Origin of the sequence: Leptospira brenneri (assembly GCF_002812125.1) — a bacterium.
Taxonomy (GTDB): domain Bacteria; phylum Spirochaetota; class Leptospiria; order Leptospirales; family Leptospiraceae; genus Leptospira_A; species Leptospira_A brenneri.
Genome location: NZ_NPDQ01000012.1, coordinates 1 through 21480, shown reverse-complemented (window position 1 = coordinate 21480; position 21480 = coordinate 1). Strand labels below are relative to the sequence as shown.

At 37.0% G+C, this 21480-nt stretch carries 19 protein-coding genes; 11 read left to right on the top strand and 8 right to left on the bottom strand.

Going from position 1 to position 21480, the window contains the following annotated elements:
• The first annotated feature begins 61 nt into the window (after positions 1 to 61).
• Genes CH361_RS18325 through CH361_RS18310 form a run of 4 tightly spaced genes read left to right on the top strand, consistent with a single transcriptional unit; the run spans position 62 to position 4703 of the window.
• Positions 62 to 1375: a B12-binding domain-containing radical SAM protein gene (locus CH361_RS18325; RefSeq protein ID WP_100792279.1), complete on the top strand. Its 1314-nt coding sequence runs from the start codon at positions 62 to 64 to the stop codon at positions 1373 to 1375.
• A complete protein-coding gene (locus tag CH361_RS18320; protein ID WP_100792278.1) occupies positions 1353 to 2426 on the top strand; it encodes a hypothetical protein in 1074 nt (357 codons plus the stop codon). The genes CH361_RS18325 and CH361_RS18320 overlap by 23 nt, the downstream gene beginning before the upstream one ends.
• Positions 2423 to 3136 (top strand): hypothetical protein, encoded by a 714-nt coding sequence (locus CH361_RS18315; protein WP_100792277.1) that lies wholly within the window; start codon positions 2423 to 2425, stop codon positions 3134 to 3136. The genes CH361_RS18320 and CH361_RS18315 overlap by 4 nt, the downstream gene beginning before the upstream one ends.
• Positions 3126 to 4703, top strand: coding sequence for a GH3 family acyl-acid amido synthetase (locus CH361_RS18310; protein WP_100792276.1), 1578 nt, complete (start codon positions 3126 to 3128; stop codon positions 4701 to 4703). The genes CH361_RS18315 and CH361_RS18310 overlap by 11 nt, the downstream gene beginning before the upstream one ends.
• Positions 4704 to 4919: 216 nt before the next feature.
• Here the strand turns inward: CH361_RS18310 and CH361_RS18305 are convergent, their stop codons facing one another.
• Both CH361_RS18305 and CH361_RS18300 read right to left on the bottom strand, forming a co-directional pair.
• Positions 4920 to 6245 carry a type II toxin-antitoxin system HipA family toxin gene (locus tag CH361_RS18305; protein WP_100792275.1) on the bottom strand — a complete coding sequence of 442 codons (1326 nt, stop codon included), beginning with the start codon at positions 6243 to 6245 and terminating at the stop codon, positions 4920 to 4922.
• The gene (locus CH361_RS18300) at positions 6238 to 6597 is read right to left on the bottom strand and encodes a helix-turn-helix domain-containing protein (protein WP_279627944.1); all 360 of its coding nucleotides are present in this window, start codon (positions 6595 to 6597) and stop codon (positions 6238 to 6240) included. The genes CH361_RS18305 and CH361_RS18300 overlap by 8 nt, the downstream gene beginning before the upstream one ends.
• Before the next feature lie 359 nt (positions 6598 to 6956).
• Between CH361_RS18300 and CH361_RS18295 the strand changes: the two genes are divergently transcribed.
• Positions 6957 to 7658, top strand: coding sequence for a hypothetical protein (locus CH361_RS18295; RefSeq protein ID WP_100792273.1), 702 nt, complete (start codon positions 6957 to 6959; stop codon positions 7656 to 7658).
• A gap of 89 nt (positions 7659 to 7747) precedes the next feature.
• Here CH361_RS18295 and amt read toward each other — a convergent pair whose 3' ends face one another.
• On the bottom strand, positions 7748 to 9838 hold the full coding sequence (gene amt / locus CH361_RS18290) for an ammonium transporter (protein ID WP_100792272.1): 2091 nt from the start codon (positions 9836 to 9838) through the stop codon (positions 7748 to 7750).
• Positions 9839 to 10193: 355 nt separating this feature from the next.
• Between amt and CH361_RS18285 the strand changes: the two genes are divergently transcribed.
• The gene (locus CH361_RS18285; protein ID WP_100792271.1) at positions 10194 to 10421 is read left to right on the top strand and encodes a DUF167 domain-containing protein; all 228 of its coding nucleotides are present in this window, start codon (positions 10194 to 10196) and stop codon (positions 10419 to 10421) included.
• A 238-nt stretch (positions 10422 to 10659) separates the two neighbouring features.
• Here the strand turns inward: CH361_RS18285 and CH361_RS18280 are convergent, their stop codons facing one another.
• A complete protein-coding gene (locus tag CH361_RS18280) occupies positions 10660 to 11196 on the bottom strand; it encodes a TetR/AcrR family transcriptional regulator (RefSeq protein ID WP_100792270.1) in 537 nt (178 codons plus the stop codon).
• A gap of 57 nt (positions 11197 to 11253) precedes the next feature.
• Between CH361_RS18280 and CH361_RS18275 the strand changes: the two genes are divergently transcribed.
• Positions 11254 to 11787: a dihydrofolate reductase family protein gene (locus CH361_RS18275; RefSeq protein WP_100792269.1), complete on the top strand. Its 534-nt coding sequence runs from the start codon at positions 11254 to 11256 to the stop codon at positions 11785 to 11787.
• A 150-nt stretch (positions 11788 to 11937) separates the two neighbouring features.
• Positions 11938 to 12726, top strand: a complete 789-nt coding sequence (locus CH361_RS18270) for a TrmH family RNA methyltransferase (protein WP_100792268.1) — start codon at positions 11938 to 11940, stop codon at positions 12724 to 12726.
• A 17-nt stretch (positions 12727 to 12743) separates the two neighbouring features.
• Here the strand turns inward: CH361_RS18270 and CH361_RS18265 are convergent, their stop codons facing one another.
• The 4 genes from CH361_RS18265 to CH361_RS18250 are packed head-to-tail and all read right to left on the bottom strand — an operon-like array spanning position 12744 to position 17971.
• Complete coding sequence (locus CH361_RS18265) at positions 12744 to 13790, bottom strand: serine/threonine protein kinase (protein WP_100792267.1); 1047 nt, start codon at positions 13788 to 13790, stop codon at positions 12744 to 12746.
• Between the two features lie 9 nt (positions 13791 to 13799).
• Positions 13800 to 14693, bottom strand: a complete 894-nt coding sequence (gene dgcR, locus CH361_RS18260) for a diguanylate cyclase DgcR (protein ID WP_100792266.1) — start codon at positions 14691 to 14693, stop codon at positions 13800 to 13802.
• A gap of 12 nt (positions 14694 to 14705) precedes the next feature.
• Positions 14706 to 16499 carry a hypothetical protein gene (locus CH361_RS18255; protein WP_100792265.1) on the bottom strand — a complete coding sequence of 598 codons (1794 nt, stop codon included), beginning with the start codon at positions 16497 to 16499 and terminating at the stop codon, positions 14706 to 14708.
• Positions 16499 to 17971 (bottom strand): hypothetical protein, encoded by a 1473-nt coding sequence (locus tag CH361_RS18250; protein ID WP_100792264.1) that lies wholly within the window; start codon positions 17969 to 17971, stop codon positions 16499 to 16501. The genes CH361_RS18255 and CH361_RS18250 overlap by 1 nt, the downstream gene beginning before the upstream one ends.
• Before the next feature lie 142 nt (positions 17972 to 18113).
• Between CH361_RS18250 and CH361_RS18245 the strand changes: the two genes are divergently transcribed.
• The 3 genes from CH361_RS18245 to mdoH all read left to right on the top strand — a co-directional run.
• Positions 18114 to 19688 carry an OpgD/OpgG family glucan biosynthesis protein gene (locus tag CH361_RS18245; RefSeq protein WP_100792263.1) on the top strand — a complete coding sequence of 525 codons (1575 nt, stop codon included), beginning with the start codon at positions 18114 to 18116 and terminating at the stop codon, positions 19686 to 19688.
• Positions 19672 to 20061: a hypothetical protein gene (locus CH361_RS18240; protein WP_100792262.1), complete on the top strand. Its 390-nt coding sequence runs from the start codon at positions 19672 to 19674 to the stop codon at positions 20059 to 20061. The genes CH361_RS18245 and CH361_RS18240 overlap by 17 nt, the downstream gene beginning before the upstream one ends.
• Positions 20058 to 21480, top strand: a 1423-nt coding sequence (gene mdoH / locus CH361_RS18235; protein WP_100792261.1) for a glucans biosynthesis glucosyltransferase MdoH, incomplete at its 3' end; no start/stop codon positions are given. The genes CH361_RS18240 and mdoH, both read left to right, overlap by 4 nt.

Sequence of the window (21480 nt, the reverse complement as noted above, 5' to 3'; positions counted from 1 at the left end):
AACCATCATTCATCCCTGCATAGGTCGCATACCCGGTAGAAAGTATATCAAAGGTTGGCAGATGGAATCTTTACCAGCCGCTCATCTAGCAGGATTAACTCCTAAACATATCGATGTTAAATTTTATGATGATCGAATGGAAGAAATTCCCTTTGACGAAGTTACTGATTTAGTGGCAATTAGTATAGAAACTTATACTGCTAAGAGAGCGTATCAAATTGCTACGGAGTACAGAAGGCGCAATATCCCTGTTGTCATGGGAGGATTTCACGCAACTTTAGTACCTGATGAGGTAGCTGAATACGCAGAAACAGTTGTTGTTGGCGAAGCAGAGTCTATCTGGAAAGATGTAATCAATGATTTCGAATCAGGTCAATTGAAGCGGGTCTATCGGTCCGAAAAACGTCCTGACATTAGTAAGGTGATTCCTGATCGATCCATCTTGAGTGGAAAACGATACTTACCCATTGGTCTTGTTGAAGCTGCCAGAGGTTGTACTTTTAAATGTGATTTTTGTGTGATTCAAACTTATTTCGATTCTACACAAAACCGCAAAGAAATCCAAACTATTTTAGACGAAATCAGATCAATCTCCGACAAACGCAAATTAATCTTCTTTGTAGACGACAACATTGTTTCTCATCCAAAGCAAGCAAAGGAATTTTACCGAGCCCTTATCCCTTTAAAAATTCGTTGGGTGAGTCAAGCTGCAATCACCATGACCCATGATGATGAAATGCTTCAGATTCTTAAAGAAAGTGGATGCCAAGGTGTACTCATTGGATTTGAATCGTTGAACCATGAAAACCTATTAAAGATGAATAAATCCTTTAACGGAACTAAAGGTGGAATCGAAGCAGCAGTGAAAAAGATGAATGCATATGGAATCAGACTTTATGCAACTTTTATTTTTGGATACGAAAATGATACTATTGATTCTTTTCGCGAAGCTGTTGAGTTTTGCATTAAACATAAAATATTTATGGCAGCCTTTAACCACCTAACACCTTTTCCAGGCACTCCTTTATACAAGCGATTAGAAGAAGAAGGAAAACTCCTTTACCGAAAATGGTGGTTGGCAGACGAGTATCGGTATGGTCAAGTTCCCTTTCGTACGGTTCTTGATCCTGAACTAATTCGAACAGAATGTGTGAAAGCTAGAAAATCTTTTTATTCATTCACCTCCATTTGGAGACGAATGTTTTCGAAAACGAACTCTAGCAGTTTTTTTATGTTACATGCATTCTTATTTATCAATTTACTTTTGCGAAAAGAAGCATCTTTGAGAGATTTATATCCACTAGGTGATCTTTCATTTCAAGGTGAACTTTTAAAAGTAAAGGAACCAATAAATGCCCTCAGTAAAAATCCTTAAGGCAATAAAGTTAGATGACAAAGATCTCATAAACTTTAGCAACTCCTTCCCCTCCGATGGTGGTTTAAAACTTGCATTAGATCGTTCCCCTTCTTACTTCGAATCCCTTTCAAAAGAAGGATTAAATACTGATATTATTATAGGGAAAGATAACATTACTAATGAAATCGTAGGAATCGGTCATCGAACAGAATTATCTTACTTTCTATTTGGAGAAAAAATACGTTTAGGTTATTTGAGTGGACTTAGACTTTTAAAAAAATATAGGTCAGGAATTGCACTTGCCCGAGGGTATCTAAAATTAAAAGAATTACACGAAAGATCTAACTGCAAAGGATATCTTACGACCATCCAATCAGAAAATAAAACTGCGATACAAATTTTGGAATCAGGGAGAGCTGGACTTCCAAAATACCAGTTTATAGACCATCTAACTACATTTGTATGGTTACCAGGAGTTCTAAAAGAGGAAACCACTCTCCAAATTCAGAAGTTATCAAATTCTACTGGAGCAGATCTCATCGAAGAGATCAAAAGAAGCAGCTTTCTTTTTCCAGAAATACCTGATTCGATTTATGAAGAGAAGGGATTTTCGAAATATTTAATTTACTCAAAGGAAGAATTAATAGCAAGCTTTGCTCTTTGGGATCAAAAAGAGTGGAAACAATGGAAGGTTCTCGGTTATCAAGGACAATGGAGAATACTTCGATATGTTTATAATTTTTGGGCAAACCTAAACAAGATGCCATGTTTGCCCAAACCGGGCTTAAGCTTATCATATATATTCTTAACTCAATTAAAAATCAAAGAATCTCAAATTCATCTTTTTCCTATAATACTTAAAAAAATTTTCCAACAAACAAGACTGACTTTCCCAAATACATACATTTGTTTTACAATTGCAAAAAAAGACCCGAAGTTCCCTTTCCTAAAAAATATTCCTGCTTGGAAAATTGAAAGTCGTGGATATTTTGTTAGTTGGAGAGGAGATGATTCCAATTTCATCGTCCCGGATGGTGGATTCAGTGAATGGGAGGCAGGACTGCTTTGAACTTAGACTGTAGGATTGTTTCTCCAAAGGAACTAAGTGATCTTCAAATTAGACAAATGTTTCTACTTATGGAAAAAAACTATATAGGAGTAGAGACAGATACATTTTATAATGATTTATATACTAAAACAAAGATTTTTCTGTTTTCAAAAGATAAAACAATTCATGGATTTACAAGTTTAAAGCTGGATTCGATCGAATGGAAAAAGAAAAAAATTCAAGTATCCTATTCTGGTGACACCGTATTGGCAAAAGAATTTCGAGGTAGTTTGTCTATTCCCATTCATTGGGGTCGGTATATGTTAAGAATTTCGCAAGATCAAACCCCCTTATACTGGCTATTGACATCTAAAGGATTTCGTACCTACAGATACCTGTCCGTATTTTTTAAGGATTTTATTCCTAACCCAAACACAAATAATACTGAACTAAAAGAATTAAGAGAGTATATTGCCATTCAAACTTTTGGATCAGACTATCATTCTGACAAAGGAATTCTGAGAAGGAGTAGAAATTTACAAACAATAAGGGACGTTGCATCTGATAAAAATTACATTGCAAAGACGAAAGATTCATATATCAAGTTCTTTGGAGAACATAACCCCAATTATCACCAAGGAGATGAGATGGTTTGTTTGGCAAAATTCGACAAATCTAACATTATTCCTTTTATTTATCGATATCTAATCTCGGATCAAAATGTATCATAGAATTGCCTCTCAGCTTTGGAAATTTAACTGCAAAAATGCATTTAACGATTTTCTAAAGAATCAAAACAATGTTTCTTCCATCCAAACTCAGATATTAAAGAAAATTCTAAGTTTAGGAGAAAAAAGTTTGATCGGTAAAAGATATTCCATGAGCCCTTTATGGGATATTAAGAATTTCCAAGAAAATATACCAATATCAGAATATTCTGATTATAAACCATATATTGAGTCTATTCTAAATGGGGAAAAATCAATACTAACAGACTCGAAAATTAGAAGACTGGGTTTGAGTAGTGGGAGTTCAGGAGCACTGAAGTATATTCCATTCACCGATCAATTGTCACAAGAATTTTCGCATTCCATCAGTGTATGGATTTATGGATTATTTTCTAGTCATCCCGAAATTATGGACGGTCAGTTTTATTTTTCTGTATCTCCCTCTGGTTTTCCAGAATCCGAAAATGGAAAAATCTCTATAGGATTTGATAAAGATGGTGATTATTTAAAACCTATAGAACGAATTTTTGCAAAAACACTTCTTATTGTACCAGAATGGTTGAGTAAGATACCAGATACCGATTTTGTAATGTATGTTACCTGTCTAAGGTTATTAGCAACAGAAAATTTATCATTTGTATCCATTTGGAACCCCAGTTATTTTCTATCTATTTTAGAGAGAATTTTGAAAGATAAGGACAAACTAATCTGGGACTTAGAAAATGGAACCATTTCCGAATATGAAAACACAAGATGGAAATCATATCTTTCTTCCTTAAAAGTAAAAAATTTCAAAAGGGCAAATAAACTAAAAACTTATCTTTATGATAGTAAACCTTGGCTTAAAGTTTGGCCCAATTTAAAAAGATTCAGCCTATGGACTGACTCTTTTGCCGAAAAACCTTATTTAAAATTAAAAACAATACTTCCAGACGTTAGCTTTGAATCAAAAGGTGTTTTTGCTACAGAAGGAACAATTACAATTCCAGTTTATACGAATCAAGTAAATCCAAAGCACATGTTAGCATATACATCTCATTTTTTTGAATTTATGGACTCACAAGGTAATGTTTTTCTTCCCAGCGAACTCGTAGAAGGAAGTGAGTATGAAGTTCTATTAACGACAGGCGGAGGCTTTTATCGGTATCGAATTGGTGATAGATTTCAAATGATTTCAAAAATAGGAGAAATCCCCGAATTAAAATTTCTGGGAAGAAATGACGATGTTTCCGATCTCGTAGGAGAAAAAATAAATGAAAGTTTTCTTCGACGAGAGATGGAACCATTATTTGCCAAGTTTGGCTTTTTGGAGAATAAAGCTTTCCTTAGAGGGAATCTCAGAGAAGAAAAAGCCTTCTACGAACTAGTGATTCATCTGGAAAAACCATTGATAGAAACCCAAATGTTGTCGGAAGCCCTAGAGTCAGCCTTACTGAAAAACCCTCATTATGCCTATGCTAGGCGACTTGGCCAACTAGACACAGTTAGAATTTCTTTTGAAAAAACAACAAAAGATAAAGTAGGAAGAGTTTCTACCGACAAACATAAGTTCTTGAGACGTCCAACCTAAATCAGGATTTTAGTGCATCTTTTTGTAAAGTATGTATCAAGACAAAACTGTAAAGGATGTATGAGTACACTCAAAAAACTAGCACACGTTATGCGACATAATATACATTCTCGGAAGTTGGATCTAATCTCGCATAGTTATTTGCAAAAGGTCCAGCATTGCGTTTTGCTTTCAGAATCTATTGATTGAAAGTAATTTCTTAAAAACGATCTTTATCTAAATTGATAGGTTTAGATTTTTTTGGATTTCCTTCTGAAAGGATGGATGAACATTTGCTTTGTTCGCATATCCTTTCCAATCCGAAACTCTTTCTTTAATTTCTTCAACGATAGATTTGATTTGGTTTTTTTTAAGATCTGCTTTTTTACCAAACTCAACCAAGTCCTCAAAGGTAAATTTTTCTCGTTTTCCATTGATACTCATTTGATGGCGACTCGTCCATTGACCATTGGGGTTGTAACTATAAGTCATATCAAATGCAGGTGATAAACTCCACTTACCATTTTGATCCATTAAAAAGGCAATGTTTTTTGTGTGATCATCTTGGTTGCGCGAAATGATGTTAAATATGGCTCTTTTGAATTGTTGTTCGAGTGTTGCCCTTGTATTTTCGGGAATCGTTTTGCGGATAATGTCAAATACTTGTTCATAACTATAAGCACCTGCCATATTAAAATCATAATGAGCAATTGCACAAAGTGATTGCATATGCAATTTCCCACCACCTAAGTTTCGATCAAATCGTTTAGTCATAAAATGATGTCTTCCATTTTCTTCCAATAGTTTTGATTCCATCATATGAATTCCACAGTCTAAGGCCATGAGGTAATAAGCATATTCGATCGAACCGAATCCTTTAGGATCTTTTAGTTCTTTATCTTTATTATTTTGAATTCCATCTAACTTTAGGATCCAATAGGAAAACTCTTCTGTAGTTTTGACTTGGCCAGAACGAACCTCTCCTGTTTTTTCATTATATGCAATGATGCATTTTGCCCTTGCTCCACCTGCCGATGTTCCAATCGCCAGTAAACTCGCCAAAGACTCCTTCAGTTTCTTCTGATTTGATAATTCCAACTTTGATGTAAATTTTTTTCGGTTCGTTAAAATATCAGATGCCAGTTTAACCATCTCAGCAATTTCAATAGGAACATCTTTGGATCTTAGTTTATAAGTAGCAGGTTTAAATTCCAAGGCTCCCATTCCGCGTTCACCAATATAACATAACCTCTCTACTGGGTTAAATGATTTGGTATCCCTGCCCTTTGTAGAAAGCCAAACATCAATAAGGGCATTCCCGAACTTATCTGGAAGAGAATCGGCGAGCATCCCAGGAAGGCCTTTGTATGTTTCTATATTGAGATTACGAAAAGAATAAACATTACGACTTTTAGGCATTAAAATAGGAGAAGGTTCAACCGGTGCATTTAAAAATTCGTTATCATATTCAAAGGCTGCAAACCTTCCTTCTTCGTTCCAAGAAACATAACCAACAAGACTACCCCAAAGATATACCTTCGCTAAGGTTACTGGTTCATTCACTTTGGTTTCCCCAACTCCAATCCTTTTTTTTGTTAGGCAGTATTTTACCTGTTTTTCTAACTCTTTGTCTCAATTTTTTTGATTTCGATTTCGCTAGAAGCGATAGGGAAAGACTAGGATCGCGAAAGGTCATCTGAAATTCGTTTAACAAATCCAATTCTTTCAGGATAGCAAGTAAGTTGAGTAAAGAAATATTCCCCTTCCCCGTTTCTAAGCGAGCAATAGAAGACAGAGACACACCGCTTTTTTCCGATAACTCTTCTTGTGAAAGTTCCATCTGGACGCGCCTTCCTTTCAAAGAGGATCCTATTTTCTCAAGAATTAAGTATAAATTATCGCCTGACCAACTCACTATAAGTAGTATTATATGATTAATTGACTAATTTTCAAGTCATTATTTATCATATATGGCATTTTATACAATGCTTTATATTATGTCATATACGACTTTTTATGTCAAATATACATATCTAAAAGTCTTATATGACTAATTATTTAACAATAAAATATACCTTCTTCTCTTTAATAAAATTAAGGCCTTACATCCAACCTTGAAAAATACAAATTTTTAGAATCAATACAAAAGCCTACCCAAATAGGCAAAAATATAAACTCAAGGCAGTTTATCTGTTTGATTCACGGTCAAGTTTTTAACAAGATTATCATAATCGAATCATTTTAATCCAATAAAATCCGCAATGACCAACAAACATGAGTAAATCGATTGAAAACTTATTAAAAAATTCACGCCTACCGGGACCACGAGGCAATTTAGAACTTTTATATTCTTTTTCTAAGACTGCTACAGAAAAGGAAATCAAGGAATGTCTATCCTTTGCGAAGGACGACCTACATAACTCACCAGAAGAATTCGTTGTTATGTGTGGTATTGTCGGTTACTGTATTTTTCATAAAGATAACATTAAGTCTACGCTTACAACAATCAGAAAGTATGCATCTCACAACAGTTGGAGGATTCGAGAAGCAGTTGCGATCGGGATTCAGGAAATTATAGAAAATGATACGAAACAAATGATTCAGAATCTAAAACAGTGGATGCAAGGAAACGAACTAGAAAAACGGGCAGTTGTCGCAGCCTTATGTGAGCCAAAACTTCTCAAAGAAAAGGCAGCAGTGATGAGTCTACTAGAAGTGCTCCAAGAAATCACAATGACTTTTGATGAAACCAAAGATAAACTTTCTGAAGAACAGAATTCATTAAGAAAAACACTTGGTTATTGTTGGAGTGTTGCCATTGTTCCTTTCCCAACAGAGGGAAAATCTGCATTCGAAAAGATAATCAAATCAAAAAACAAACATATTCGATGGATAATCAAAGAAAATTTAAAAAAGAACCGTTTGATCAAGATGGATCGAAACTGGGTAGATAAGATCTTAAAACAAATCTCTTAACTAAAAACTCGAGACTGCTCAAAACTGATATTCAGAATGAAAAACTGCCTTTGTAGTTGCAACCAAAGACAATTTTTCATACGAACCCCCTACATCGCAAATTGAAAGTAAGGCAAACTATCTTCTGGTTCGCGTATCCTTTGTTTAACGAGAAAAGTTTTTATTTTTCCTTTTCCTTTAATGTCAATTTCTCCCCTTTCTTCCAATTCAAAGTCAGATTGAATCAATTTTGCAGTAGATTCTGTAATTTGGATTTCATTCGGTAACCCATGTGATTCCATTCTTGACGCTAAATTCACAGCATCACCCCAAATATCATAAATAAATTTTTTGGTTCCAATCACACCAGCAACAACAGGACCTGTATTGATCCCAATCCTCATACTGAGTTTGTGTCCACTTTTTCCAAGGCGTAGCCTTGCTAGTAATGATTTCATATCCCAGGCCATATGGGCAGCAAGTAAAGAATGATATTGGTCTGGAGTTGGGAGTCCTGCAACAGCCATATATGCATCACCAATGGTTTTAATTTTTTCTAATTTATACTTTTCAGCTAACACATCAAAGTATGAAAATATTTCGTTTAGAATACGCACGACTGCCTCAGGTTTCATTCCCGATGAAATCTGAGTAAAACCGACAATATCAGCAAATATGACTGAGACTTCAGGATAACTATTGGCGATTAATCCTTGTTTTTCTTTCAATTCTTCAGCAATTGCTTTCGGTAATACATTTAATAAAAGTTTCTCTGCCCTTTCCTGTTCATTCCTTACCTTCTCATATGCATTAGCAATTTCTACTCTTGAATCTTCATTTTCTTTTAAGGTAGAACGAACCTTACCTAATACCAAATTGTATCTTTCGGCAATTTGTCCCACTTCAGTGAAAGGTTCGACAGGTACATCTAGAGTTAAATCCCCTGTTTTGTGTTGGTAATCCATTGATAGAAATAAATCGATGAGTTCGGTCGTAGCCTTATGTTCCGATATATTCAAACCCATTCGCTCTTCTGTTTCATCTACTCTGAGTCTATAAATTCGATTGATTCCCTTAAAAACAATATAAGAAACTCCAAATGAAAAAATGCCTACAACAATGGAACCTAAGATCTGGATGAGAATGAAATCCCATCTTCCGTTCGTAGCTCCCAAGGAATCAATATCTCCAAAAATACCTACGGCAAGAGTACCCCAAAGTCCGCCCACTAGGTGAACGGGAACCGCCCCTACTGCATCGTCAATTTTCCATCTTAAAAGTAATTTTTCCGCAGGAATGGTAAGTCCACCTGCAATCATACCAATGATAGCAGCTTGTTTTGGATCCACACAGTTAGCACTAGCAGTAATGGCAACAAGTCCCGCCAAAGATCCGTTTAATGGCGAGATCGCCTCAGGGTAACCTTTGACTATCCAAGTTAGAAATAATGCCACCATCATCGAAAATCCAGATGCTATAATGGTGTTTAAAATAACGATCGGAACTGAACCATTAAATGCCAATGTACTTCCGCCATTAAATCCCATCCACCCAAACCAAAGGATAATACCACCTAACATTGCTAATGGGAGATTACTTCCCGTCACCGTTTTGGATGCTTCTCCATCTTTGAATCTACCGAGCCTAGGACCAACAACCAAAAGTAGGGCCAAAGAAACCCAACCACCAACACTATGTACCTGTGTAGAACCAGCAAAATCATGGAATCCAAGCTCTTCCAACCAACCACTAGAGGAGTTGAGAAATGCACCTCCCCAAACCCAATGGCCAACAATCGGATAGATGATTCCAGAAATAAGTGCCGTTGCTAAAAGATAGGATGGAAATTTTAAACGTTCTGCCACAGCACCAGAAACAATCGTGGAAGAAGTCCCACAAAACATAAGCTGAAATAAAAAGAATGTCGGAGGCCAAGCGTTGTCTTTTGGAAAAGCTGGCAAAAAAAGATCAGTTCCAAACAAACCATAGAAAGAGGTGCCAAACATAATCCCAAAACCAAACAAATAAAATAAAAGGGTAGCCACTCCAAAGTCGGCAATGTTTTTAATGGCAACATTAATTGAATTCTTAGCACGAGTTAATCCAGACTCTAAAACTAAAAAACCACCTTGCATCATCAATACAAGTCCTGAACAAACAAGCACCCAAAGAATATCTAAAAGATTTTTTTGAACCGACATCCTACCCTCAAGATCTGATTTTACCTAAGTAAATCTACTGAGGTATTTTTTTGATCCAATGAGATGATTACAGTTTCTTTCTGTCCAGCAAGTCGAATTCTATATCGTTTCGCCTAACAATTAATTTAAAAAGGAAATAGGGAACGGAAACACCCCTAGAAATTGTTTACATTGTGGGCAACTTGCTTAGTCTTTGTCCCAGCGCCACCGATCGCAGCGGAAATCCTTTCCCAAAGGGAAAGATTGAAGCGAAGAGCGGGATCGAGCCAATAGAAAATTTATGACACCTAACAAATTCGAGGCGCCAAAAAAACCGTCACCAATTCTTTGATGAAAGGATTCTTATCCAGTTTTTATGAAATTAACTATTAAAGTAAAACCTAATAATAAAAAACCTGGCCTGGAGTTTGTATCCGAATCAGAATGCATTGCAAAGTTGAAATCACCACCAGTCGATGGGAAGGCAAACGAGGAATTGATTGTTCAACTTGCAAAACACTTTCGAATACCCAAAAGTAATGTAGAAATAGTATCTGGACTTTCTTCGAAAACGAAAGTAGTTTCGATACTCGGGATCGATTGAGAAAGATCAAACCTTAAGATTCAGAAATACTTCAATTTTCAATTCACAGAATTAAATCCTAACACCAAATTTGTAAATCTAAGAGTTTTAGACTGATATGGTATCTCAAATGAAAAAACCTCATATTCTTCTTGAAACAAAAGGGGAAAAGCTTTCCCTAATGCGGTTTGGAGCATAGATTAAATTTATGAATTTCCCATGGAGAACGGGCAGTTCTCATCAAACTAAACTTAGGTGATTAGGACTGACTCAAGTATCCCAAAAGATACTGTAATGAAGATTCAAATTGTTTTTGGTTTTGTTTGGTCTTTGCACCTTTTCCATTCTTTCTCGGAGCCATAGAGAATGCGAGTGCATTGCCATGGACAAAATCAATAATGATATCTAGTTTTTTTTCAACATTCCTACCTGGGCCAAAGGCATTCCAAAGGTCTTGGAGTTTCTCATTGAGTAGAACGACAGAGGGAAAATCTTCGAAAGAATTTTTAATTAAATACAAAGACAAACCAGGGTATTCAATGAATAAATTCCAGTATTCTACCAAGATTTTTTGAAACGCCTGCTTTGGATTCTTGGCATTAAACATAGCTTTATTTTCAAAACGATGGAAAATTAACTCCACGATTGCTTTTGTTAATTCCTCCTTACTCGCAAAATAGTGATACACTGCCATTGGATCCAAATTCAATTTTGTGGCTAATTTCCGCATACTGAAAGAATCGTATCCGTCTTTTTCACAAATTTTTAATGCTGTTTGAACAATTTTTTGTTTCATAAATCTTAAAACTCTACAGTGTAGAAATAAATGTCTACGCTGTAGAGTAATTACACCATGATAAAATATAAAGCATTTATTGCAACTAGTCTAGATGGATTTATCGCCAGGACAGATGGGTCTATTGACTGGCTAACATCAGAAGAATATGTCTTGGGAAACAACGATTTTGGGTATTCTTCTTTTATGAAGAGCATTGATTGTATCATCATGGGTAGAACTACCTTTGAGCAGGTTCTCACCTTTGAACCATATCCCTTTGCTTCGATTCCAGTGTATGTTTTAACTCGTAATTCAGACTATCAGTATCATTCACAGTTCCCCATCCAAATATTTTATGGGAGTTTAAACGAATTAAACTCTAAATTAGAAAAAGAAAAAATCAAATCGGCTTATGTTGACGGAGGTAAACTCATCCAATCCTTTATCAAAGAATCCATGATGGATTCCATCACCATCACTCTGATTCCAGTTCTACTTGGCTCGGGACTCCCGCTATTTGCCAACTTATCAAAAGAAATAAAATTGAAACACCTAGAGACTTCATCATTTCCCAATGGATTTGTTCAGTCGTTGTATCATGTTTACTAAGATGAACTTTTTGAGAGAATTTTTTAGGGGATTTAGTCTTTGGTTGCCAGATGGGGGAATTTGTGTTAGAGGTTTTTTAGGAATCCCACAAGCCCACCTCCGCCACCCAATTCAGGGCGGGGGCCCTGGCGTCGCGGGCAATGTGACATAATGCAAATCATCCACTCCCCGCTCGACCCAAGGCTTACCGCATACCAACTTCTCAAATCAAAAGAAGACCCTTCTGATACTTTCATTGCCGATCATGAAAAAACAGCCGTTCGCCTTCTTCAGTCAAGCCTCCAAGTAGAGTCGGTATTTTGTATGCCTAGGTATTGGGAAAAACATAAAAACCTAATTCAATCCAAGTCAATCGACACTAACAAATGTTTTGTTGCAGAAAAATCTGTATTTGAAGAGACAATTGGTTTTTCTGTGCACCAGGGCTTTATGGCATTAGGTTACCAACGATGGGCCTCCTTATCTGAAATCAAAACACCATCCCTACTTTTAAATTCAATTGTCGATAGCGAAAATATAGGATCCATTATTCGTACGGCAGCGGCTTTTGGAATCCAATCAATTCTATTCGATTCTAAATCGGCTTCTCCCTATCTACGCAGAAGTGTGCGAGTATCCATGGGATCTCTTTTTCAAATCCAATTGATTAAAATTCAAAACCTAAAAGAAAGAATTTCTGACCTACAAGGATCAGGGAAAAAAATCATTTCACTTTCTCTTCCAAAAGACAGAGATCACCTATTATCAAAAACAAAATCCATCTACGAAATAGGAAAATTAAATGATTTTGTTTTGGTGTTAGGGAACGAAGCAAATGGGATCGAAGAAGAAATACTCAAACTATCGGACTTATTAGCCTACATTCCTATGAAAAACCAAATTGATTCATTAAATGTTTCTCATGCACTAGCAGTTGCTTTGTCACATTTAATTGAATAAAACATGTGAGTTAATTTTTAATTTTCCCAGTCCCAGAAAAAATCTTTATTTGTCATTTCAGGTTCTGCATCTTCTACATTATTACTTTTGTCAAAAGAATGACCTTCTAAATCTTTTTTAGCAGATTCTAAATCCAAAGTTTCTTTTAACCAATACTCTTCTGTCCCAAAATGAGGAAATAATGAAGGGAAGGAAGGATCCTTCCAACGTTTCGCAATCCAAGCTGCATAATGAACATATCTTACAATACGAAGAGGTTCTACCAACTGTAACCAATTTTCGTCAAAGTCCGCAAACATAGTGTATCCTTGCAGAAATTGAAACAAATCAGATTTCTGGTCTTCTTCACCTAACGGAAGCAACATCCAAAAATCTTGTACAATTGGACCCGTAAGAAAATCATCGAAATCTAAAATACTAAATCCATCTTGTGAAATGAGTAAATTCCCTTTGTGGCAATCTCCATGAATCCTTTGGAATGGAATTTTATATTCTTTTACAAGTGATTCAAAAATTTCAAAAGACCTGAGTGCGGTGGCTTTATATCTTTCTGCCAAACTATTGTTTGGTATTAAATGATTCTCTAGAATAAAATTCAAAGATTTTAATCCGTAAGAAGGTATATCAAGCATTGGTCTGTGAAGAGAACTCAAACGTTTCCCAACAGAGTGGATTCTGCCAATCAGAGCGCCTACTCTTTCCAAATCTCTACCCGCAATTTCTTCGACAATCCTTCCATTCCGAAGAGGCCAAATGGCAAAGTATATCCCCGACCATTCAAACAAAGTTTTTCCTTTGATCTCAATCGGAGTGATTACTGGAATCTCGCCTAAAGATAACTCACTTAAGAATTTATGTTCTTCGAGTATTTCTTCGTAACTCCATTTACCGGGTCGGTAGAACTTAACGACAATTCTCCCGGAATTTGATGTCTCTATATCATAAACACGATTTTCGACACTATTTAACGGGTAAAAACGACCAGTCGTTTCATAACCCAAGGATTCAATTGCATTGAGGATTGAGTCAGGTGTTAGTTGATAAAAAGAATGATTGATATCCAATGTAATGATTTAACTTATAATTCGGTTCCGACCGGAGGACTTCGCCTCATACAAAAGTTTATCCGCTGTTCGAAGAAGTTCAACTGGGTTTTCGATCTGGCTGATATCTCCACCGGCAACTCCACCACTGAAAGATATCTTAAAATTTTGTCCAGCTTCTGAGTTTAATTCCAAACCAGAAACCATTTCTCTAATTTTGTCAAGAACCCGTGCTGCATCAGCAAGTCCAGTTTCTGGAAATACAATTACAAATTCCTCACCACCAAATCTAGAGATAATATCAGACTTACGGAGAGATGTTTTTAATTCAGAAGCGATTCTTTTCAAAACGATATCACCGGTTTCATGTCCATAAGTATCATTAATTTTTTTGAAAAAGTCAATATCAATCATCGCCAAAGAAAGATTGTGTTTGTGCCTCTTGCATCTTTGGAACTCTTGATCTATTCGCTCTTCCATATAACGACGGTTATAAAGCCCAGTCATTACATCGCGAATCGAAGTTTCTCGCAATTGGTCATGTAAAGATTTCATTCGTAAAGCGCTAAAAATTCTTGCAAGAAGTTCAATTTCTTTGGCTGGTTTTGTAATGTAATCAGTGGCACCTGCTTCTATCGCAAGTTTTAGATTTTCGGGTTCTGTATGACCCGTCACCATAATGACGGGAAGCCAACCCACCGGAGAAGAAGAAAAAATTTCCGATATAAGCTCAATCCCAGATCCGTCGGGTAATTCCCAATCCAAAAGAACCACATCAATTTGGTCTTTGATGATGATCTCTCTTGCTTCAGAAAGATTCACGGCTTCCAATGGAATATATCCATGGTTGGAAATCCAACGATTGAGAAGTTTCCTCTGTAATTCAGAGTCTTCTATGATAAGGATTTTTTTACCTTCTTCCATTCTCCAATACTTTTACTTTTTCTTTTTTTTACCTAGTATTTTTTCAACTTCGCCTTCTTCTAGCGGAACTTTTACTACAGTTCCTCCTTCTTTACGGATTTGATCTAAATCCACCACAGCACCTGTTAGCAGGCGAGAAGCCTTTTTCGATCCATCTTTTACGCCGTAGACAACCCACTTGCCTCCTTCGAGGGAAAGCACTAAGTATGTGCAATCAGCAACAGCAAGCACCGAATGAGCAGACATATGAGCAATAAATTCATAACTTAGTACCACTCCTGATCCAATGACGATCCCACTGGGAACACCAACTGCTTTTGTTAACTGGTAAATTCCATAGGAGGTTCCCGTTCCAAAACTAGCTGCAGTCCCTGCAACCCCAACGGTTCCTGCTGCCAGTTTTGTGGAAGTGTAAGTCACTGCTTGCGTTGTTGCAGAAGCACCCGCAACCGATGCCCCTGTAACAGTACCGGCGACAGCAAGACCTCCACCGAGGATTGTTTGTCCAGAAGTCACACCCACTAGACTCATAGGAGCCAAGACGTATTTTCCAGACGACTCAGTAACAACAGCAGCTGATTTGACCGAGTATGCAGATGTTTTTCTGGCAACAGCAGAAGTGACTTTTGCACCCTTTTCCATCGATTGAACTGATTCATTTAAAATCACTTCGGTGCTATTCAATAGTGCACCTAATGCGAGTTCAACACTAGGTGCAGTGATGTACACCACACCTTTCCCCGCTAGTGTAAATGTCTCTACTAGACAATAAAGGCCTGTTCCTGCAGCGTTAGTGATTACAGCCGAGGGATAAATGATTCCGTTCCAACTTACATAGCCGACTGAGAAAACAGTTATTTTTCCAATTGGTTTGATGAGTCCATCATAAAATACGGCTTTTGCAGTTCTTGAGAATGCTTTCAATAAAGCCAACGGAACCCCTTCCCCGTCTGCAATGGATTCTAAATCCGCTTTCGCACGACCCATTTCTTTAGAAGTGTCTTGCCCAAAAGTAAAGATGGTTTCCTTCCAACTCCCGAACAACTTTCCGGAAACCGATGAACGAAATTCTTCAATCTCAGAAAATCTACGAAGCCAACTTTTAGACTTTATATCATCAAATGATTCATCGTAAGAAGATTTTAATGCATCATCTAAATCCACATATCCAAGAACCGTGGATTCAAATACTTTTTGGTATTCTTGTTTGTATTGGTTGAATCTTTTTGTGGTGGAAGGAGAATGATCTACCGCTTCTTTTTGATTGAGTTGCATATTTGCCCAATCATCCCATTCCTTCCGAATGAGTTCCGAGTTCTTCACAACCGCCTCATGAGTTTCCTTACCTCGATCAAGCGATGTTCCTACTAATCCATAGGATTCGGCAACGGATGCATACATGATAAATAATCCTGGTTTGGTGGCGTTTTCATTTAGATATTGAACAGCGGCATCTCCTTTTGCATTCAACTTCCCTGCGACAGACCAACTCATTTTAGTTCCGTCTTTAACGATAACAACCGATTCACGTGCTTTTAAAACGGAACGAGAGAACTCATCCCCAGCCAAGCCAAATCTTTGACCCATAAAATGGATGGGAGCCTCTTCAAAAGGAGGAATGAACTTGATACTTGTCCCTTTTACCGGAAGGGCGCCTTGATAATATAGGGAAGTATGACCTTCAATCGCTAACTTTTTGGTATTCTTTAATGGGTCCTCTTGTTTTTTATCGGAACCAGAGCATTGAACCAAAAATACAAAAAGAGAGAATGAAACGAGAACAGTTTTATATACTTTTGGATTCATTATTTTTCAGAGACCTTTTTATTTGCACGTTTTGATTGTTCTTCAATTTCAGCATCTAGTACTTTCTTGATAATCTTTGGATCATCTGTTAAGATTTTTACTTTGCCTGCTTTCTTTGCCTCTTCTAAATTAATCACAGTACCTGTAGGTACATCATCAGAAACATAATTACCTTTTACCATAGCAATCACAACGCGTGGACCATCATAGGTAATCAAGATAGAACCTTCAACTGAGGCCAATACCAACTGGGAAGGAAGCGCGGTCATTGCTCCATAACCCAAAACCAAACCGGAGCTCATTGCATACACACCCGCTTCCGCAGTCCCCTTTGATAAATCATAAACCAATCCCGTTGCGTAAGCACCAGTGTCATATGTAGTCCCTCCAACGGCACCAATTGCACCTCCTGTAGTTGCCCCGGCAACCGATGTGACTTGGTTGAATGCAGCCAAGGTTGTTCCTGTTGTATAAGTAGGGACTGTCGATGCCGCAGATAAAATTCCTATCGAACTAAAAAGTCCCGCTTCCAAAGTTGGCGATATTACCCGATAACCAGACTTAGTTGCATAAAAGAAAATAAGACCCGTTGAAATCAAGGCCCGAGAAGAAAAGTTCATAGTTTTGGAAAGAGGCACATAAGCACCATTCACCACAAGAATTTCGCCAGCATTGGGTACAGTTTTGGAGATTGGTGCCACCATCACTTCTTTAATGGCGACAGTATATCCTTTGAAAATATCTACAAGAGCCAAAAGAGAATTTCCTCGATCTCCAGATTCCTCATAATTTTTTGTAAACTCATCAGAAGCTTTAGAAAAAGAATCACCCCAAGCAGAAACTATATTTTTTGAATTCTGTTTGATCGTTGTATCAAACAGATCGTTATATTTAGAATTTTTCCGATCATAATCTACTTTTAATTCATCCAAAGAAGCTGACATTAACTTCACATCAGTCTCCATCCTGGGAACCATATAAATATAACCTTGGACAAATCGAGAACCCGCTTCCTCAAAACTATCTTTAGAAACTTTCCATTCCGCTTTGCTGAGTTGCCAGCCAGCATCATAAATATCTTCTGTACGACTAGAGGAATCTTTAATCCCACTTTTGGTCCAAGAAGCAACTGAACGCATGGTTTCACCTAATTTTCCCGGATATTCTTCACTCCGTTTTTTCATATGCACTAGAACCATAGCTTTGGCCACACGACCGCTAATCGCACCATTTTCGAAAGCTAAATCCATAGTTTTTTTACCGGATGGAATGACTGCCCATCCATTCTCCCAGAGGTTTTTCCTAGACCCAAAGGAGTTAGCAGTTAGTGGGGCAATTTTTTTGAAAGTTTGAGGTTTGTTTGCAGTGATGACAGACTCGCCAAGAATTTTATCAGCTTTATTGGAACTAAAACATTGCAGGGATAAGGCGACCATTAACAAAAGGAAGAATTTTACAGAAACAAGTTTCATAAGATGAGGGAACCGTATAGAAGTGATCGAAATATGCAATAGAAAAATTGCTGGTTCTTGCTTAATCCATGTTTAGTGAGACAAAAATACCACACCAGTTTATTTACGTGACCTTGGAGATTGCAGAATTATCCTTACCTCTATGAAGAAACTGAACATATATCTTGCACTCATTGCCTTGGTATTGTGTGTCGTAATCATCATTCGTAAAAATGATCTAAGTTTAACCAAAATTGCAGCTCTCATGGCCATATCTACTTCCAACGAAATCTTTGACTTTCAAACCACAGATGCAATTGCAAAACAAAAACTAAAGTCTAAATTCGCCCCAACACCTGAATTTAAGATCCCTGGACTTGACGGAATTAGTTACGATGCCTATAGACAAATCGAATACAAACCAGATGTTGCCATTTGGAAAAATCTGGCTCTTCCCTACCAATTGCATTTTTTCCATCCAGGACATATTTACAGTAATGGAATTCAAATTTATGAAGTAATCGGTGAAAAACCTGTAGAAATTCCTTATGATGCTTCTCGTTTTAATTTTGGAGATTTGCCACTTTCTGATGAATTCTCGGAACTCTCTAAAAAACTTCGTTACACTGGGTTTCGTGTACATTACCCAATCAATCAAAAAGAAGCTTTAGAAGAATTCTTAGTTTTCCAAGGTGCATCTTACTTCAGAGCACTCTCTAAAGATCAAGTTTATGGTTTATCTGGCAGGGGCCTTGCCATCAACACAGGACCAAAAGACAGAGAAGAGTTTCCAATCTTTGAAAGTTTTTATATCAAACGACCTCAGAAAAATGATACTGCCATTACTATTTATGCCATCATGAATGGTGAATCTGTTGTTGGTGCTTATGAGTTCATTGTGAACCCAGGGGAAATTACTACGGTTGATGTCCGAGCCAAAATCTATCTTCGCAAAAAAATCAAACGCCTTGGTTTTGCACCAATCACCTCTATGTACTTATACGGAGAATCCGACAGCCCCATCTTAGGAAATATCCACCCAGAAGTACACGACTCTGATGGACTACTCATTCAAAACAAATCTGAAGATTGGGAATGGAGACCTCTCATCAATCCTAAAAAAACCCAACTAACAAGAATTCCGCTCGACTCTCCAAAAGGGTATGGACTCATCCAAAGAGATCGTAAGTTTAAAAGCTACCAAGATGAAAAACTCAAATACCATTTAAGGCCTAGTCTTTGGGTAGAACCAAAAGGAGATTGGGGTAAAGGAAATTTATACCTATTAGAGTTCACAACCAATTTAGATTCTGACGACAATGTCACAACGTTTTGGGAACCAGCCATTCCCCCCAATCTCAATGAAGGTTTCGAATTTTTATATACACTTCATTATACCGAAAGATCACCCAAACACCACACATTAGGGAAAGCATCTGCCTATTACAGAGGGGTGGATCCCGTTTTTCCGAAAGAAAAAATGTTCACCCTGTACTTTACTGGTGATCACTTAAAATCATTAGATCGAAAAACAATTTTAAAAGCCGTCATCCAAAATGACAAAATCCCAACCGAAGAAATCAGATACAAAATTGAAAAAATAACAGAGTTAGACCAGTGGCGTTTGCAAATCTGGTATCCTAGTTCTGAAGAAGAATCAAATTGGACTGTTTTCTTAGAAAACGAAAACCAAAGAATCACTGAAACTTGGATCTATCGCGATGGACTATCCAAATAAAACAGAATACCTAGAAGAATTGAGCGAAAGATTTCGTTCCTACTTAATTCTAAGTGGGGTTCATAACGAATATATGATTGCCGAGATACTCAACGAATTTTTTAAATCTACGAGTCTTAACTTTTCATTTGCGTCAGATTGGCAACATTGGCAAAATCATTTAGAAACCAAAGATCTAGTAAAAATCCCTTCCCTTCCTCTTCCAGACCGATCTTGGCAATTTGGATCTATGATTCCTCAGTCTGCCGAATGGAAACGTGACACACAAAAAACCAAACAATCCATTGTTGGTTCTTTAAAGCCGTTATTCATCATCGCTTCCATCTTTCTTTGGAGTATCCTCTACTACATCATTATCTTTAGGTTGTTATGATTCAAATCCACCGCAGTTTATTTTTCCTTGTATTCATCACTCCTGTCATTTGGGGTTTTAGTTTATTCATTGATATCATTTCCTTTCGAGGGATTGAGATCACCGAATACTATCAGTTTATCACACTGATCTTTCTTTTGCCAATGTTGTCTTATGGGGCGAGTACCTCACTTTTCGGGTTTTTACTTTCCTTAAGAAAAAATGGAGACCCACTCCTAAAAGCGAAACGAATTCCAAAAGATGAATTAGACTTAAACTCACTCACCTCGATTCCTGTTGCCATTGTAATGCCAGTTTACGAAGAAAACGAAATTTCGATTTTTTCTAGAATCAAAGTGATCTTCGAATCTACAGAAAAAATTCACAAACTACCTAAACTCGATTTTTTCATCTTAAGTGACACAAGAACTCCTGAAAAATGGATCAAAGAAGAAGCCGCCTATATAGAGTTATGTGAGTCAACAAACAATTACCACAACTTCCATTACAGAAGGAGAAAAAGTAATTTAAACGGCAAAAGTGGAAACATTGCAGACTTTTGCAGGAGGTGGGGGAAAAAATATAAGTATATGGTGATTCTTGATGCTGATAGTTTGGTCTCAGGCGAACTCATCCTTCAGTTGATTGCCAATATGGAAAAAAATCCATCTGCTGGGATCATCCAATCCAGTACAAGAATTTTCAATTCCACGACTCTCTTCCAAAAACTAACCGAATTTTCTTCCTATTTATTCAGTCCATTTTTCTTAAAAGGAGCAGGGTTTTGGCAAATCAATTCTTCTGGTTACTGGGGACACAACGCTATCCTCAGAGTAAAACCATTTATGGAACACTGCGCCCTCCCCCACCTTCCTGAATATGGAGGCCTTGGTGGGAAAATTTTGAGTCATGATACAGTGGAAGCCGCTCTGATGCGAAAAGCCGGCTATGATGTTTTATGTGCCTACGAACTTGATGGAAGTTACGAAGAAAACCCACCCAACATTATCGATGTGCTAAAACGAGACCAAAGATGGTGCCAAGGAAACCTCCAACATTTTTGGTTTTTATTTGGGAAAAAAATTCCCTTCATTAGTAGAATTCATATTTTAAATGGAATTTTATCTTATCTCAACTCTCCCATTTGGATGTGTTATATTTTTCTCAGTTTATGGAATTATCTCGAAGATAATAAATACCTTAACTACTCCATGTTACCCGAAGAGTATGAATTTTTCAAATCGCAGATCTATGATCCACTTTATATCAAATTATTATATCTATCACTAATCCTTTTATTTTTACCAAGAGTACTTAGCTTTTTAAGCCTCCCTTTCCTTCAAATCATAAAGAAGTTTCCAAGTTTTCTTTTGGAAACAGTATTTTCCATTCTGATCGCTCCTATCTACATGATTTATCATAGTATCTTTGTTTTTTCTG

Coding starts and splice junctions, on each gene's coding strand:
- CH361_RS18270 (WP_100792268.1), top strand. CDS start 11,938: ATGCAAATCATCCACTCCCCGCTCGACCCAAGGCTTACCGCATACCAA.
- CH361_RS18285 (WP_100792271.1), top strand. CDS start 10,194: ATGAAATTAACTATTAAAGTAAAACCTAATAATAAAAAACCTGGCCTG.
- CH361_RS18280 (WP_100792270.1), bottom strand. CDS start 11,196: ATGAAACAAAAAATTGTTCAAACAGCATTAAAAATTTGTGAAAAAGAC.
- CH361_RS18275 (WP_100792269.1), top strand. CDS start 11,254: ATGATAAAATATAAAGCATTTATTGCAACTAGTCTAGATGGATTTATC.
- amt (WP_100792272.1), bottom strand. CDS start 9,838: ATGTCGGTTCAAAAAAATCTTTTAGATATTCTTTGGGTGCTTGTTTGT.
- CH361_RS18250 (WP_100792264.1), bottom strand. CDS start 17,971: ATGAAACTTGTTTCTGTAAAATTCTTCCTTTTGTTAATGGTCGCCTTA.
- CH361_RS18310 (WP_100792276.1), top strand. CDS start 3,126: ATGTATCATAGAATTGCCTCTCAGCTTTGGAAATTTAACTGCAAAAAT.
- CH361_RS18325 (WP_100792279.1), top strand. CDS start 62: ATGGAATCTTTACCAGCCGCTCATCTAGCAGGATTAACTCCTAAACAT.
- CH361_RS18320 (WP_100792278.1), top strand. CDS start 1,353: ATGCCCTCAGTAAAAATCCTTAAGGCAATAAAGTTAGATGACAAAGAT.
- CH361_RS18295 (WP_100792273.1), top strand. CDS start 6,957: ATGAGTAAATCGATTGAAAACTTATTAAAAAATTCACGCCTACCGGGA.
- CH361_RS18245 (WP_100792263.1), top strand. CDS start 18,114: ATGAAGAAACTGAACATATATCTTGCACTCATTGCCTTGGTATTGTGT.
- CH361_RS18240 (WP_100792262.1), top strand. CDS start 19,672: ATGGACTATCCAAATAAAACAGAATACCTAGAAGAATTGAGCGAAAGA.
- CH361_RS18255 (WP_100792265.1), bottom strand. CDS start 16,499: ATGAATCCAAAAGTATATAAAACTGTTCTCGTTTCATTCTCTCTTTTT.
- dgcR (WP_100792266.1), bottom strand. CDS start 14,693: ATGGAAGAAGGTAAAAAAATCCTTATCATAGAAGACTCTGAATTACAG.